Source organism: Enterobacter wuhouensis (assembly GCF_035835995.1).
In the GTDB taxonomy this organism is placed as follows: Bacteria; Pseudomonadota; Gammaproteobacteria; order Enterobacterales; family Enterobacteriaceae; genus Enterobacter; species Enterobacter wuhouensis.
The window spans coordinates 422,815-436,701 of the sequence record NZ_CP142124.1; the positions used below are offsets into that span (position 1 = coordinate 422,815).

At 58.1% G+C, this 13,887-nt stretch carries 12 protein-coding genes; 2 read left to right on the forward strand and 10 right to left on the reverse strand.

What is annotated here, in order from left to right; all coding sequences use genetic code 11:
- Positions 1-20 precede the first annotated feature (20 nt).
- The 3 genes from actP to acs all read right to left on the reverse strand — a co-directional run bounded on the left by actP (position 21) and on the right by acs (position 4,027).
- On the reverse strand, positions 21-1,670 hold the full coding sequence (actP, locus tag VPX56_RS02070; RefSeq protein WP_131635452.1) for a cation/acetate symporter ActP: 1,650 nt from the start codon (positions 1,668-1,670) through the stop codon (positions 21-23).
- Entirely contained in the window at positions 1,667-1,981 is a 315-nt protein-coding gene (locus VPX56_RS02075) for a DUF485 domain-containing protein (protein WP_326469569.1), read from the reverse strand. The genes actP and VPX56_RS02075 overlap by 4 nt, the downstream gene beginning before the upstream one ends.
- An 87-nt stretch (positions 1,982-2,068) precedes the next feature.
- Positions 2,069-4,027 (reverse strand): acetate--CoA ligase, encoded by a 1,959-nt coding sequence (gene acs / locus VPX56_RS02080; protein WP_326469571.1) that lies wholly within the window; start codon positions 4,025-4,027, stop codon positions 2,069-2,071.
- Between the two features lie 423 nt (positions 4,028-4,450).
- Here acs and gltP point away from each other — a divergent pair, with 423 nt between their 5' ends.
- A complete protein-coding gene (gltP, locus tag VPX56_RS02085) occupies positions 4,451-5,764 on the forward strand; it encodes a glutamate/aspartate:proton symporter GltP (RefSeq protein ID WP_263610695.1) in 1,314 nt (437 codons plus the stop codon).
- An 80-nt stretch (positions 5,765-5,844) separates the two neighbouring features.
- On the opposite strand, the gene VPX56_RS02090 is transcribed toward gltP, so the two are convergent.
- The 3 genes from VPX56_RS02090 to fdhF form a co-directional block, all read right to left on the reverse strand.
- A complete protein-coding gene (locus VPX56_RS02090) occupies positions 5,845-6,519 on the reverse strand; it encodes a tetratricopeptide repeat protein (RefSeq protein WP_326469573.1) in 675 nt (224 codons plus the stop codon).
- Between the two features lie 121 nt (positions 6,520-6,640).
- Positions 6,641-6,793 (reverse strand): Hok/Gef family protein, encoded by a 153-nt coding sequence (locus VPX56_RS02095; protein ID WP_032644722.1) that lies wholly within the window; start codon positions 6,791-6,793, stop codon positions 6,641-6,643.
- Between the two features lie 320 nt (positions 6,794-7,113).
- Positions 7,114-9,261, reverse strand: a complete 2,148-nt coding sequence (fdhF, locus tag VPX56_RS02100; RefSeq protein WP_326469575.1) for a formate dehydrogenase subunit alpha — start codon at positions 9,259-9,261, stop codon at positions 7,114-7,116.
- A gap of 256 nt (positions 9,262-9,517) precedes the next feature.
- Here fdhF and VPX56_RS02105 point away from each other — a divergent pair, with 256 nt between their 5' ends.
- Complete coding sequence (locus tag VPX56_RS02105; RefSeq protein ID WP_326471931.1) at positions 9,518-10,249, forward strand: response regulator transcription factor; 732 nt, start codon at positions 9,518-9,520, stop codon at positions 10,247-10,249.
- Here VPX56_RS02105 and VPX56_RS02110 read toward each other — a convergent pair.
- From VPX56_RS02110 to VPX56_RS02125, 4 genes are all read right to left on the reverse strand, one after another.
- A complete protein-coding gene (locus VPX56_RS02110) occupies positions 10,246-11,250 on the reverse strand; it encodes a carbohydrate kinase family protein (RefSeq protein ID WP_326469576.1) in 1,005 nt (334 codons plus the stop codon). The genes VPX56_RS02105 and VPX56_RS02110 overlap by 4 nt on opposite strands.
- Positions 11,250-12,110, reverse strand: a complete 861-nt coding sequence (locus VPX56_RS02115; protein WP_326471933.1) for a ketose 1,6-bisphosphate aldolase — start codon at positions 12,108-12,110, stop codon at positions 11,250-11,252. The genes VPX56_RS02110 and VPX56_RS02115 overlap by 1 nt, the downstream gene beginning before the upstream one ends.
- Before the next feature lie 10 nt (positions 12,111-12,120).
- On the reverse strand, positions 12,121-12,807 hold the full coding sequence (locus VPX56_RS02120; protein WP_326469578.1) for a D-lyxose/D-mannose isomerase: 687 nt from the start codon (positions 12,805-12,807) through the stop codon (positions 12,121-12,123).
- A 112-nt stretch (positions 12,808-12,919) separates the two neighbouring features.
- Positions 12,920-13,861 (reverse strand): ABC transporter substrate-binding protein, encoded by a 942-nt coding sequence (locus tag VPX56_RS02125; protein ID WP_326469580.1) that lies wholly within the window; start codon positions 13,859-13,861, stop codon positions 12,920-12,922.
- Positions 13,862-13,887: the final 26 nt, after the last annotated feature.

The window sequence follows — 13,887 nt, forward strand, 5'->3', positions numbered from 1 at the left end:
TGACCGGGGAGGTCAGTCGATTAATGCGCTCGGCCCTGATCGATGCCTAAGCCCGTTTGAGAACGGATAAACTGGGCGCGGAATTTCTCACGCTCCAGGTTACCCTCCGGCGAGTTGTCGGTAGCGGAGAAGAACCAGATCCCGATAAACGCCACGGCAATGGAGAACAGCGCCGGGTATTCGTACGGGAAGATAGCGCTTTCGTGACCGAGGATCTGCACCCAGATGGTCGGCCCCAGAATCATCAGGATCACCGCCGTCAGCAGCCCCAGCCAGCCGCCAATCATCGCCCCACGGGTGGTCAGTTTCGACCAGTACATAGAGAGCAGGATGATCGGGAAGTTACAGCTTGCCGCAATCGAGAAGGCCAGCCCCACCATAAAGGCGATGTTCTGCTTCTCGAACAGAATGCCTAACAGAATCGCCACAACGCCCAGCACCAGCACGGTGATTTTCGAGACCTTCAGCTCATCGCGCTCGCTTGCGCCTTTGCGGATGACGTTGGCGTAGAGGTCATGCGACACCGCAGATGCGCCGGCCAGCGTCAGCCCTGCAACCACCGCAAGAATGGTGGCGAAGGCCACGGCGGAGATAAAGCCGAGGAACAGGTTACCGCCCACCGCGTCGGCCAGGTGCACCGCCGCCATGTTGTTACCGCCAATCAGCGCGCCCGCCGCGTCCTTAAACGCCGGGTTCGCCCCCACCAGCATGATCGCGCCAAAGCCGATGATAAAGGTCAGGATGTAGAAATAGCCCATGAAACCGGTGGCGTAGAAGACGCTCTTACGCGCTTCACGCGCATCGCTCACGGTGAAGAAGCGCATCAGGATATGCGGCAGGCCCGCGGTACCGAACATCAGGCCCAGACCGAGCGAGAGCGCCGATATTGGGTCTTTCACCAGCCCGCCCGGGCTCATGATCGCTTCCCCTTTCGGGTGGACAGCCATCGCTTCGGTAAACAGGTTATTGAAGCTGAAGCCGACGTGCTTCATCACCATAAAGGCCATAAAGCTGGCGCCGAACAGCAGCAGGACGGCTTTGATGATCTGCACCCAGGTGGTGGCGAGCATGCCGCCAAACAGGACGTACATCACCATCAGCACGCCGACCAGCACCACCGCGACGTGGTAGTTCAGGCCGAACAGCAGTTCGATAAGCTTGCCTGCGCCCACCATCTGGGCGATCAGGTACAACGCGACGACCACCAGCGAGCCGCAGGCGGAGAGGGTGCGAATCGGCCCCTGCTTCAGGCGGTAGGACGCCACGTCAGCGAAGGTGTAGCGTCCCAGGTTACGCAGGCGCTCGGCAATCAGGAACAGAATGATCGGCCAGCCAACGAGGAAGCCGAGGGAGTAAATCAGGCCGTCGTAGCCGGAGGTATAGACCAGCGCGGAGATCCCGAGGAAGGAGGCGGCAGACATAAAGTCGCCCGCAATCGCCAGCCCGTTCTGGAAGCCGGTAATGTTGCCGCCCGCGGTGTAGTAATCGTTACGCGAGCGCACGCGTTTCGACGCCCAGTAGGTGATATACAGCGTCAGCAGGACGAAAATGAGGAACATGATGATTGCCTGCCAGTTGGTTGGCTGGCGCTGTACCTCGCCGGTAATGGCATCAGCCGCGTTGGCGGCAAACGGAAGGGCGGCGGCAAGCGCCGTCAGGACTCGCTTCATGATGCTTTTACCTCGCGCAGGACTTCTTTATTAAGACGATCGAATTCGCCGTTCGCGCGCCAGACGTACACGCCGGTCAGCACAAAGGAAATGATAATGACGCCGATGCCAATCGGAATACCCCGCGTGACGCTGGTGCCCGGGTGCAGCGGCGTGCCGAGCCAGTGCGGGGCAAAGGCGATCAGCAGGATAAAGCCGACGTAGATAACCAGCATGATGATGGAAAGGATGAAGGCAAACCGTTGCCGTTTTTCGACGAGCTCCCTGTAGTGCGCACTATTCTCTATCTGCTGACAAATATGGTCATTCATCACAGAGTCTCCAAAGGTAAGGTTGGTTTGTTTTATCCCCTCTCCCCTATGGGGAGAGGGTTAGGGTGAGGGGAGAGGGAGAAAAGGTTACGATGGCATTGCGATGGCCTGCTTCTCTTCGAGCAGTTTGTCCACTACGCCAGGATCGGCAAGCGTTGAGGTATCGCCGAGGTTGCTGGTATCGCCCGCGGCGATTTTGCGCAGAATACGGCGCATAATTTTGCCGGAACGGGTTTTTGGCAGCGAGTCGGTCCAGTGCAGCACGTCCGGCGTGGCGAGCGGGCCAATCTCTTTACGCACCCAGTTGCGCACCTCGGCGTACAGCTCTGGCGACGGCTCTTCGCCATGGTTCAGGGTGACGTAAGCATAAATCGCCTGGCCTTTAATGTTGTGCGGAATGCCCACAACGGCGGCTTCGGCAATCTTCGGATGCGACACCAGCGCGGACTCAATCTCCGCCGTGCCCAGACGGTGGCCGGAGACGTTCAGCACGTCGTCCACGCGTCCGGTGATCCAGTAATAGCCGTCTTCGTCACGGCGCGCGCCGTCTCCGCTGAAGTACATGTTTTTAAAGGTCGAGAAGTAGGTCTGCTCAAAGCGCTCGTGGTCGCCGAACAGGGTACGCGCCTGGCCCGGCCAGGAGTCGACGATCACCAGGTTGCCCTCGGTGGCCCCTTCCTGCGGATTGCCTTCGTTATCCACCAGCGCGGGCTGCACGCCGAAGAACGGACGGGTTGCGGAACCCGCTTTCAGCTGCGTGGCGCCCGGCATCGGGGTGATCATGAAGCCGCCGGTTTCGGTCTGCCACCAGGTGTCCATCACCGGGCACTTCTCGTTGCCGATTTTCTTCCAGTACCACTCCCAGGCTTCCGGGTTGATGGGCTCGCCCACGGAGCCGAGGATGCGCAGGGAAGAGCGGTCGGTGCCTTCGATGGCCTTGTCGCCTTCCGCCATTAATGCGCGGATTGCCGTTGGCGCGGTGTAGAGAATGTTGACCTGATGCTTGTCGACCACCTGACACATGCGCGCCGGAGTCGGCCAGTTCGGCACGCCTTCAAACATCAGCGTCGTTGCGCCGCACGCCAGCGGGCCGTACAGCAGGTAGCTGTGGCCGGTGACCCAGCCCACGTCGGCGGTGCACCAGTAGATATCGCCCGGATGGTAGTCGAAGACGTACTTAAAGGTGGTGGCCGCATACACCAGATAGCCGCCGGTGGTGTGCAGCACGCCTTTCGGCTTGCCGGTCGAGCCGGAGGTATAAAGGATAAACAGCGGATCTTCCGCGTTCATCTCTTCCGGCTGATGCTGGTCGCTCGCCTTTTCAATCAGGTCGCTCCACCACAGGTCACGGCCCTCGTTCCAGTCGATCTTGCCGCCGGTACGCTTGAGGACGATAACGTTGCTGATGGTGGTCACGTTCGGGTTTTTCAGCGCTTCATCGACGTTTTTCTTCAGCGGAATACCGCGCCCGGCGCGCACGCCTTCGTCAGCGGTGATCACCAGCTTCGAGTTGGAGTCAACGATACGCCCGGCAACCGCTTCCGGGGAGAAGCCGCCGAAGATAACGGAGTGGATCGCGCCGATGCGCGCGCAGGCCAGCATGGCCACCGCGGCTTCCGGCACCATCGGCATATAGATAGCGACCACGTCGCCTTTCTTGATGCCCTGTTCCAGCAGGACGTTGGCAAAGCGGCACACGTCGCGGTGCAGCTCTTTATAGGTGATATGTTTGCTCTGCGAGGCATCGTCGCCTTCCCAGATAATGGCCGTTTCGTTGCCGCGCGCGGCAAGATGGCGATCCAGGCAGTTCGCCGCCAGGTTCAGCGTGCCGTCTTCATACCATTTAATTGAGACGTTGCCCGGTGCAAAGGAGGTGTTCTTCACCTTCTGATACGGTGTCATCCATTCCAGGATGTGGCCCTGCTCGCCCCAGAAGAGGTCAGGGCTGGAGATGGATTGCTGATACTTCTCGTGGTACTGCTCCGGGTTTATCAGGCAACGGTCCGCAATGTTTGCGGGAATGTCGTGTTTGTGGATTTGGCTCATGGCTTTTTTTCTCCTTGTAAGATGTTAATAATATGTCGCAAAAACGTTAATAGTAGGGGCTTTACAAGCTTTGTTTAGTATTTGGGCTACAGATCACGCATTGTTTGAACAGGTTGAAAATTGAGCGAATGAAACTTTGAAGGGAAATAATTTAGTGAAAGGATTATTCACATTTATGTAGAAAAAAGCGTTTTTATAACAAAAGGTTATTAATGAGAATTATGACAAATTAGCGTCATAACCCCTTTTTTCAGTGAAATGCCTCGTTCTTTAAGGCTTGCGCAGCAGGCCGTGCAGATGATACTCATACGCCGCGTTAAAAAATCCCATAAACCAACGCAACACAATTCATACCCTTTCAGTATGTCCCCATATTCATGCAGTTTGCGTGAATAAGGCGCTTCATTGAGGAAGTCAGTTTCTATGAAAAACGTAAAAGTGAGCCTGGCCTGGCAAATCTTAATAGCCCTTATTTTGGGCATTTTGCTGGGCAGTTACCTCCACTATCATAGCGACAGCCGCGAGTGGCTGATTGCGAACCTGCTCTCACCGGCAGGTGATATCTTTATTCATCTGATCAAGATGATTGTTGTGCCGATTGTGATTTCGACGCTGGTGGTCGGTATCGCGGGCGTCGGTGATGCGAAGCAGCTGGGCCGCATTGGCGTAAAAACCATTCTCTATTTCGAAGTAATTACTACGGTTGCCATCATTCTGGGTATCACCCTGGCGAACGTGTTCCAGCCGGGCGCCGGAATCGATATGTCGCAGCTGGCGACGGTGGATATTTCGAAATACCAAAGCACCACCGCTGACGTACAGAGCCACGCGCATGGCCTGATGGGCACTATTCTTTCGCTGGTGCCAACCAACATCGTGGCGTCGATGGCGAAGGGCGAGATGCTGCCGATCATCTTCTTCTCGGTGCTGTTTGGTCTGGGACTTTCCTCCCTGCCCGCGACGCACCGCGAACCGCTGGTGACCGTGTTCCGCTCTGTTTCTGAAACCATGTTCAAAGTGACCCACATGGTGATGCGTTACGCGCCGGTTGGTGTATTCGCGCTGATCGCGGTGACCGTGGCGAACTTCGGCTTTGCTTCCCTGTGGCCGCTGGCGAAGCTGGTGATTCTGGTCCACTTCGCGATCCTGTTCTTCGCGCTGGTGGTGCTGGGCATTGTGGCGCGCCTGTGCGGGCTGAGCATCTGGATCCTGATCCGCATCCTGAAGGATGAGCTGATTCTGGCGTACTCCACGGCAAGCTCCGAGAGCGTGCTGCCGCGCATCATTGAGAAGATGGAAGCCTATGGCGCGCCTGCCTCTATTACCAGCTTTGTGGTACCGACCGGCTACTCCTTCAACCTCGACGGCTCAACGCTGTACCAGAGCATTGCGGCGATCTTTATCGCGCAGCTGTACGGCATTGACCTGTCGCTGTGGCAGGAAATCGTGCTGGTGCTGACGCTGATGGTGACCTCGAAAGGTATTGCTGGCGTGCCGGGCGTCTCCTTCGTGGTGCTGCTGGCGACGCTGGGTAGCGTCGGCATTCCGCTGGAAGGCCTGGCGTTTATCGCGGGCGTGGACCGTATCCTCGACATGGCGCGTACCGCGCTGAACGTGGTGGGTAATGCCCTGGCGGTGCTGGTTATCGCCAAGTGGGAGCACAAATTCGACCGCAAGAAAGCGCTGGCGTATGAACGCGAGGTGCTGGGTCGTTTTGATAAAACGGCTGACCAGTAACATCCTAAGCCCGGTGGCGCTGCGCTTACCGGGCCTACGGGTTTTGTAGGCCGGGTAAGGCGAAGCCGCCACCCGGCACTTTACTCCCCGCTCAACGCATCAAACTCTTCGCATCCCGTATCAAACCCTTCGGTACAGCTCAGATTTAGCCAGTAGAGTGCTTTCTGTTTATTCGGCGTGATAAAGCCTTTCTCTCCCTGCTGGAACAGCATACCCGCCCAGTATTCCGCGTAGCCCGTGCGTGAAAGCGACGAGCTGCGTTTGAACCACGCCGCTGCCTGAGCGTCGTCCTGCGCCATTTCAACGCCGTTGGCATAAATCAGCCCCAGCAGCATCTGCGCGTCAACCGCAGAGTCGTTATCGATATCCCCGGTGGCCGTTTGCAGCAGTTTAATGGCCTGCTGATAGTCGGTTTTGCCCGCCTGGGTATTCACCAGCAGGCGAGCCAGCATGATTGCGCCACGTTTACTGCCCGCGATGTTCGCCTGCTGCGCCAGCGCTTTGGCTTGCGGATAGTCCCCCTGGGTAAAATGAATTTGCGACAGCAGCGCCATCGCATCGATATCGCCGCCCTTTGCCGCTTTCTCTGCCCACAGCGCCGCCTGCCTGCTGTCGCCGGAACTGAACCAGGTATCGGCAAGATAGTATTGGGCACGCGCATCGCCAGCCTCAGCCTGCGCTTTATACTGGCTGCCAATCTGATCGGCACGAGCAAGCGAGGTAAAAAGTAACAACAGCAATAAAAGAGGTTTCATGGATTCTTATCATCTGGGTACATGCCGCGCAGTATAATCGCGGTGGCAGAAGAAAAAAATGGGTGCATTAAGACCTCAGCATCCTACAAGCCGGGCGGAACTGTCGTTCCGCCCGCAGAGGTTAGCCCGCGTTGCAGGCTAATTTAGCCGCCACCTCCTGATGTTCACCTTTTATTGAAAACTCGCATAACTTACCGCGAGTAATAAAGGTAAAGATCACTATCGTCAGGCAAATAATAAAGACGATGCCTAACGCAGTTTTTAATGGCGTCATGCCTTTTACTCCTTGTGTAAAAAAGAATAAGAGGCTACTCTCAACCTGTTGGTTGTTGGGGGTAGCCTCGGGTAAATGCAAATTTCCCGGGGCTTTCCACTTTCTGTCCCTCAACAATGCTCAAGACAGAAAGTCTTAAGCACCCGCCGCACATCTTATCCCTCTGAATTAAAATGCAAAGATGTAATTCTTTTTTGCGAAAATTACATTATTTCTGCGAGCCGCTTTCCACAATCATAATTGATATTATTAATATGTTAAGCATAAATAAAAAGGGAGTGAATATATCACTCCCTTTATTCATCGATTATTTAACGGCGTTACCCCATTGCGCTTTCGCGCAGTCGGGCTTTCAGCTTGCTATATTCATCGATCACGTACTGTTCCGCAGCGTGTTGATCCGCAATCGGCTCTACGTTTACGGCGCAGTATTTGTACTCCGGCGTTTTGGTTATCGGGCTTAAGTTCTCCGTCACCAGCTCGTTACAGGCGCCAATCCACCACTGGTAGGTCATATAGACCGCCCCTTTGTTCGGACGGTCGCTGACCTGCGCACGGGTGATGATGCGGCCCTTACGCGAGTTGACCCACACCAGCGCTTCATCCTCAATGCCGAGGCGCTCCGCGTCGGCGGTGTTGATCTGCGCATAGCCCGGTTCGTCCGCCAGCGCCGCCAGCGCGGCGCAGTTGCCGGTCATCGAGCGACAGGAGTAGTGGCCCACTTCACGCACGGTGGAGAGCACCATCGGATACTCGTCGGTGAGCTTATCGATAGGCGCGACCCAGTCGCAGGTGAAGAACTGCGCCAGCCCGTTCGGGGTGTCGAACTTCTCTTCAAAAAGATACGACGTCCCCTGGTCGGATTCTGACTCATCGCGGCACGGCCACTGGATGTACCCCAGCTCGCCCATTTTCTCATAGGTTGCCCCATAAAAGTCCGGACACAGATTGCGCAACTCGTCCCAGATCTCCTGGGTGTTGTTGTAGTGCATCGGGTAACCCATGCGGGTGGCAATTTCGCTGATGATCTGCCAGTCGGTTTTGAGATCCCACTTCGGCTCGACCGCCTTAAAGAAGCGCTGGAAGCCGCGGTCCGCCGCCGTGTAGACGCCTTCATGCTCGCCCCAGGAGGTTGACGGTAAAATGACATCCGCCGCCGCCGCGGTTTTGGTCATGAAGATATCCTGGACAATCACCAGCTCCAGATCCTCAAACCCTTTGCGCACCGCCGACAGCTCGGCGTCGGTCTGGAGCGGATCTTCACCCATGATGTAGGCCGCACGCACTTCGCCGTGCGCCGCGCGGTGCGGCAGCTCGCTGATGCGATACCCGGTGTGTTCCGGCAGGCTTTCCACGCCCCAGGCTTTCGCGAACTTGGCGCGGTTTTCCGGGAACTTCACGTACTGGTAGCCAGGATAGGTGTCCGGCAGCGCGCCCATGTCGCAGGCGCCCTGGACGTTATTCTGACCGCGCACCGGGTTGACGCCGACGTGCGCCTTGCCAAGATTTCCCGTCAGCATGGCGAGGCTGGTCAGGGAGCGCACGGTTTCCACACCCTGGTAGAACTGGGTCACGCCCATGCCCCACAGGATGGCGGCGGTTTTCGCCCCGGCATACATGCGTGCCGCCTGGCGGATCTCCTGCGCGCTCACGCCAGTAATCGCTTCAACCGACTCTGGCGTGTAGCCCTCGACGATTTTGCGATACTCTTCAAAACCTTCCGTACGGGTGGCGACAAACGCCTGGTCGTACAGGTTCTCCTCAATAATGACGTGCCCCATTGCGTTCAGCAGCGCGATGTTCGAGCCGTTTTTCAATGCAATGTGCATATCCGCAATGCGCGCGGTTTCGATTTTACGCGGATCGCAGACGATAATTTTCGCCCCGTTGCGCTTCGCGTTAATTACGTGATTAGCGACGATCGGGTGTGAATCCGCCGGGTTATAGCCAAAGATGAACACCAGATCGGTGTTGTCTATCTCGTTGATGGCATTGCTCATTGCGCCGTTACCGACCGACTGGTGCAGACCTGCAACCGATGGGCCGTGTCAGACGCGAGCGCAGCAGTCGACGTTATTGGTACCAATAACGGCGCGCGCGAATTTTTGCATCACATAGTTAGTTTCATTCCCCGTCCCGCGTGAGGAGCCGGTGGTCTGAATCGCATCCGGGCCGTACTTGGCCTTGATGGCGCTCAGGCGCGTCGCGACGTAATCGAGCGCCTCGCTCCAGGAGACGGCCTCCAGCTTGCCGCCGCGCTCGCGGCGAATCATTGGGGTTTTCAGGCGCGGGGTGAGGATCTGGGTATCGTTAATAAAATCCCAGCCGTAGTAACCCTTCAGGCACAGCGTGCCCTGGTTGGTTTTCCCCTGCGCGGCCTCCGCCCGGACGATTTTGCCGTTATCGACCACCAGGTGGATCTTGCAACCTGAGGCACAATAAGGACAAACCGTGACGACTTTTTTCATCAGTCTGCTCCAGTTAATAAACGCTTTCGCACCCATAATGCAGCTTCTATGCCATGTTTTTAATGAGGGTATATCCAGACTTTACGGTCGATTTGTCGTCAAAACCCTGACGAAAAGCAGGCAATCGTCAGAATTGACGTGTCGAAAGGGCAGCGGATGTGACATGGGTTGAAATTCCGTCACGTAAAAAAGAATTAGGCTGGAGCGAGCGGCAGAATGGTTCAGACTTAACATAATTCCCTGATGGAAGCATATGATGAAACCGGCGATTCTGGTGGTTGATGACGATACGGCAGTATGTGAACTGCTGCAGGACGTGCTCAACGAGCACGTCTTTACCGTGCTCGTCTGCCATAACGGCCAGGAGGCGCTGAGACTGGTTCAGCAGGAGCCGGGCGTCGCGCTGGTTCTGCTGGACATGATGCTGCCGGATATCAACGGCCTGCAGGTTTTGCTTCAGCTTCAAAAGCTGCGTCCTGAACTGCCGGTCGTCATGCTCACCGGGCTGGGGAGCGAGTCGGATGTGGTGGTGGGGCTGGAGATGGGAGCCGACGATTACATCGGTAAGCCGTTCAATCCGCGCGTGGTGGTGGCCCGCGTGAAAGCGGTGCTGCGGCGTACCGGCGTGCTGGCAGTAGAAACGACGGCCCCGCGCGTCGCAGGCATCACCTTTAACGGCTGGACGCTGGATACCACCCGCTGCGAGCTGAGCGATCCGCAGCGTCACGCCGTCCCCTTAACGCAGGGCGAGTACGGCCTGCTGCTGGCGCTCACGCAAAATGCGCGCCGGGTGCTGAGTCGCGAGCAGCTTCTGGAACTGACCCATAGCGAAAGTGCCGACGTGTTCGACCGTACGATTGACGTGCTGATCATGCGCCTGCGGCGGAAAATCGAGGCCAATCCGCATCAGCCTGCGCTGATTAAAACCATTCGCGGTCTGGGCTATGTTTTTGCCACCGATGTCTGTCACAGCGAGAAAGCGGCCTAGGTATTCTCTTTGATATACAGCTGCAGCTCCTCCAGCGTTTTCGCGCCGTCGATGGCGTTGGCGGCCAGCAGGCTTGCCCGCGCGCAGGCGTGCGCCAGATAAATACTCTCGTTAAGCGGCAGCGATTCATGGCAGCCGTATAAAAACCCCGCGCAAAACGCATCGCCCGCACCTACGCTGCCGATAATCTCCTCCTGCTCCAGCATCCACGACGGGATCCAGCGGCCTTGCTCACCCGGCGCTTCACCCCATGCCCCTTCCGGACAGTGGATCACCACCCGCTGGCGGACGCCTGCCGCCAGCAGCTGCGCGGCGGCTTCAGCAATATGGGCTGTGTTCAGCGTATTGCTGCCGTCGCGCATCTCAAGCCCGCTAAACTCACCGGCCTCCAGCTCGTTAATCACCAGATAATCCAGATGGCGCAGGGCAGGGAGCACCAGCGGCTGATAGCGCGGATCGCCCTTGCGGGACACCAGGTCGAGCGAGGTTTCATATCCCTGGTCGCGCATCTGCGCCAGCAGCCGCGCGCTGCGGGTGCCAAATTCGTCATCGGGCATATCCAGGCTGTCGAGCAGCAGCAGGTAGCCGAGATGGAAGATCTTCAGCGATCCGTCCAGGCGATCGAACGCGGGAAGATCCAGCAGGCGGTTGGCGCCCGGCGAGTGGAAAAAGGTGCGCTGGCCGCTGGGATCGGTCATCACCTGCGACATGGACGTGGGGGCGAAGGTGGTGCGCTGCACGCGCTGGCGGTTGACGTGATACTGGTCGAGCATCGCCAGAATGTAATCCCCGTCGCCGTCTTCGCCAATCAGCCCCACCGCCTGCAGCGGCAGGCCAACGTGCATTTTCGCCAGCGTCAGCAGCACGTTGAGCGGCGCGCCGCCGGTCGAGCGTTCGCTGTGGGTGATTTCCGCCAGCCAGCCGCGCTCCGGCCACTGCACGATCTGGTGGACGTGATCCACCAGCATGTTGCCTGCGGCGATAATGCCTTTACGTTCCATTATGCCTGCCCCGCGCTGCCGAAGATGCGCATCTGTTCGGCGACCGTATCGGTTATCGCTTCCTCAATGCCCAGCAGCAGTTCGGCAAACTCATCGTACAGCGGCTGGCGGTTCGCCATGCGCTGCTCGACGGCGGCGAGCGCGGCCTGCGACATGCCGGTATAGAAGTTGATTTTATGAATGCCCAGCTCGATAGCGCGGCGGAAGTCGGCATCGCTAATGCCTGAGCCGCCGTGTAAAACCAGCGGCAGCCCCGTCTGCTGGCGGATGGCGTCCAGGCGCGGGAAATCGAGCTTCGGCTCGCCCTTGTATTTGCCGTGCGCGTTGCCGATGGCAACCGCCAGCGCGTCGATGCCGGTTGAATCGACAAATTCGCGCGCCAGCTGCGGGTCGGTAAAGAACGCTTCGTCCGCATGGCCGTAAAGCGCGCCGCCTTCATCACCCCCGACCGCGCCCAGCTCCGCCTCCACCGACACGCCCACCGCGTGGCACATCTTCACCACCTCCTGCGTCTGGCGAATGTTTTCCTCGTAGCTCAGCGTCGAGCCGTCGAACATCACCGAGCTGAACCCCAGGCGCAGGGCGCGCACCACCGCCTCGAAATGCAGGCCGTGGTCGAGATTGAGCACCACGGGAATATCGTGACGGGCGGCCTCGAACTTCACCGCTTCGACAAGTGAATCCAGCGACACATACTTAAAATGCACTTCGGCGATATTGATGATAAACGGCGAGCGTTCCTGCTTCGCGGCGGCGAACAGCGCGCGGAGGAAGTGGGAGTCGAGCACGTTAAACGCGCCCAGCGCGTAGCGGTGTTCCCTGGCGTGCTCAAGACCGTCGGCAAGAGAAATCAGTGGCATCATTCACTCCTTATGTCCGAAACAGGTTGTACTCGTTGCACAGCACCAGCACCGCCGGTTCGTCTTCTTCGATGCTGTTATAGCGGGCAACGGGCTGCAAAAAGTGGTTATCGTGCTCGTCATCATTCACGGAGGACACTTCGCCGACCAGCACGTCGCCGAAGCCGCGCTCCCCCCAGAAGCTGTGGTACAGACCGGGCGTCAGGCAGATGCTTTCCCCGGGCAGCAGGCGCAGCTGGCTGCCGGGCGCATGGGTCTGCCGACAGCCGTCGACGGTAACGGTCACGTCGGTGTTTTCCGTCTCTTCATGCGCGCCCGCATTCCATAGCTCAATAATCAGGTTCCCGCCGGCCCGGTTGATGATGTCTTCCCGCTTGCGCCAGTGAAAATGCATCGGCGTCACCTGGCCGTCGCGCACGTGCATGATTTTTTCGGCATAGCCTTTTTCATAAGGCACGCCGTTGGGCGAGCCGTTGCGCAGGGTAAACAGCGTCAGACCCTCAGCGGCAAAATTATTACCGCCGAACGCCGTCACGTCCCAGCCGAGCTTGAGGTCGAATACCTCCTGCCATGCGGCCTGGTCAAGCTGCTTCCATTTTGTTGGCGGAAAGCTGGCAAACGGCGGGAGATGCACGTCGTGCATAGAGAAGAACTGCCGCGTGTGGCCGAGAATTTCGTTGATGTCGGAGCGTTTCATGGGGACTCCTGCGTTTTTTGCAAAACCTTACCCCTCACCCTAACCCTCTCCCCAAAGGGGAGAGGGAACTTGAACACCCTCTCCCCTTTGGGGAGAGGGCAGGGTGAGGGGTTTACTTAACCGTCCACCCCTTATACGTCCCGACGTTCTTTTTATCGATCATCGTCACCGGGATCAGCACGGGCTCTTTTGGCGCAGCTTTGCCCTGCAGAATGTCATAGCCGATTTCCACCGCTTTCGCTGCCATCACCTGCGGATCCTGCGCCGGAGTTGCCACAAACAGGGAGTTTTCACGCTTCAGGGCTTCCTCACCGTCCGGGGAACCATCCACGCCGACGATAAAGAACTCGTTGCGCTGCGCCTGCTTCGCGGCCAGATCGGCGCCGATCGCGGTCGGATCGTTAATCGCAAACACGCCGTCGATCTTCGGATTGGCGGCCAGCAGTGAGGTCATCACCTCCAGCCCGCCCTCGCGGCTGCCCTTGGCGTTCTGGTTGTCCGAGAGCACTTTTATTTCCGGATGGCGCTTAAACTCGGTCTGGCAGCCTTCCACGCGGTTTTGTACCGCGGAGACCGGCGGCCCGTTGATGATCACCACGTTGCCTTTGCCCTTCAGGCGGTCGGTAATGTACTTACAGGCCATCTCGCCAGCCTGGGTGTTATCGGAGGTGATTGTCGCATCGGCCCCTTCTGCCGCCACGTCCACCGCCACGACCACGATCCCCGCCTCTTTGGCGCGCTTCACCGCCGGGCCGATCCCTTTGGAATCCGCGGCGTTGAGGATGATCATGTCCACCTTCGCGGCAATAAAGTTGTCGATCTGCGCCACCTGCTGGCCCAGATCGTACCCGCTGGAGACCAGCGTCACCTTGACGTTATCGCCAGCCAGCTTGCGCGCTTCCAGCTCGGCACCTTTGGTGATCTGCACGAAGAACGGGTTGGCCAGGTCGCCCACCGTCACGCCGATGGACTTCAGATCTTTTGCCTGCGCAAACGGCGTTGCGGCAAGCAGCGCGCCAGCACAGAGCGCGGTCACTAAGGGTTTCAAACGCATAGGGTTTTCCTCGAATCTGTAGGGTG

Coding starts and splice junctions, on each gene's coding strand:
- VPX56_RS02110 (WP_326469576.1), bottom strand. CDS start 11,250: ATGGAACGTAAAGGCATTATCGCCGCAGGCAACATGCTGGTGGATCAC.
- gltP (WP_263610695.1), top strand. CDS start 4,451: ATGAAAAACGTAAAAGTGAGCCTGGCCTGGCAAATCTTAATAGCCCTT.
- VPX56_RS02090 (WP_326469573.1), bottom strand. CDS start 6,519: ATGAAACCTCTTTTATTGCTGTTGTTACTTTTTACCTCGCTTGCTCGT.
- acs (WP_326469571.1), bottom strand. CDS start 4,027: ATGAGCCAAATCCACAAACACGACATTCCCGCAAACATTGCGGACCGT.
- VPX56_RS02105 (WP_326471931.1), top strand. CDS start 9,518: ATGAAACCGGCGATTCTGGTGGTTGATGACGATACGGCAGTATGTGAA.
- VPX56_RS02120 (WP_326469578.1), bottom strand. CDS start 12,807: ATGAAACGCTCCGACATCAACGAAATTCTCGGCCACACGCGGCAGTTC.
- VPX56_RS02125 (WP_326469580.1), bottom strand. CDS start 13,861: ATGCGTTTGAAACCCTTAGTGACCGCGCTCTGTGCTGGCGCGCTGCTT.
- VPX56_RS02115 (WP_326471933.1), bottom strand. CDS start 12,110: ATGCCACTGATTTCTCTTGCCGACGGTCTTGAGCACGCCAGGGAACAC.
- VPX56_RS02075 (WP_326469569.1), bottom strand. CDS start 1,981: ATGAATGACCATATTTGTCAGCAGATAGAGAATAGTGCGCACTACAGG.
- VPX56_RS02095 (WP_032644722.1), bottom strand. CDS start 6,793: ATGACGCCATTAAAAACTGCGTTAGGCATCGTCTTTATTATTTGCCTG.
- actP (WP_131635452.1), bottom strand. CDS start 1,670: ATGAAGCGAGTCCTGACGGCGCTTGCCGCCGCCCTTCCGTTTGCCGCC.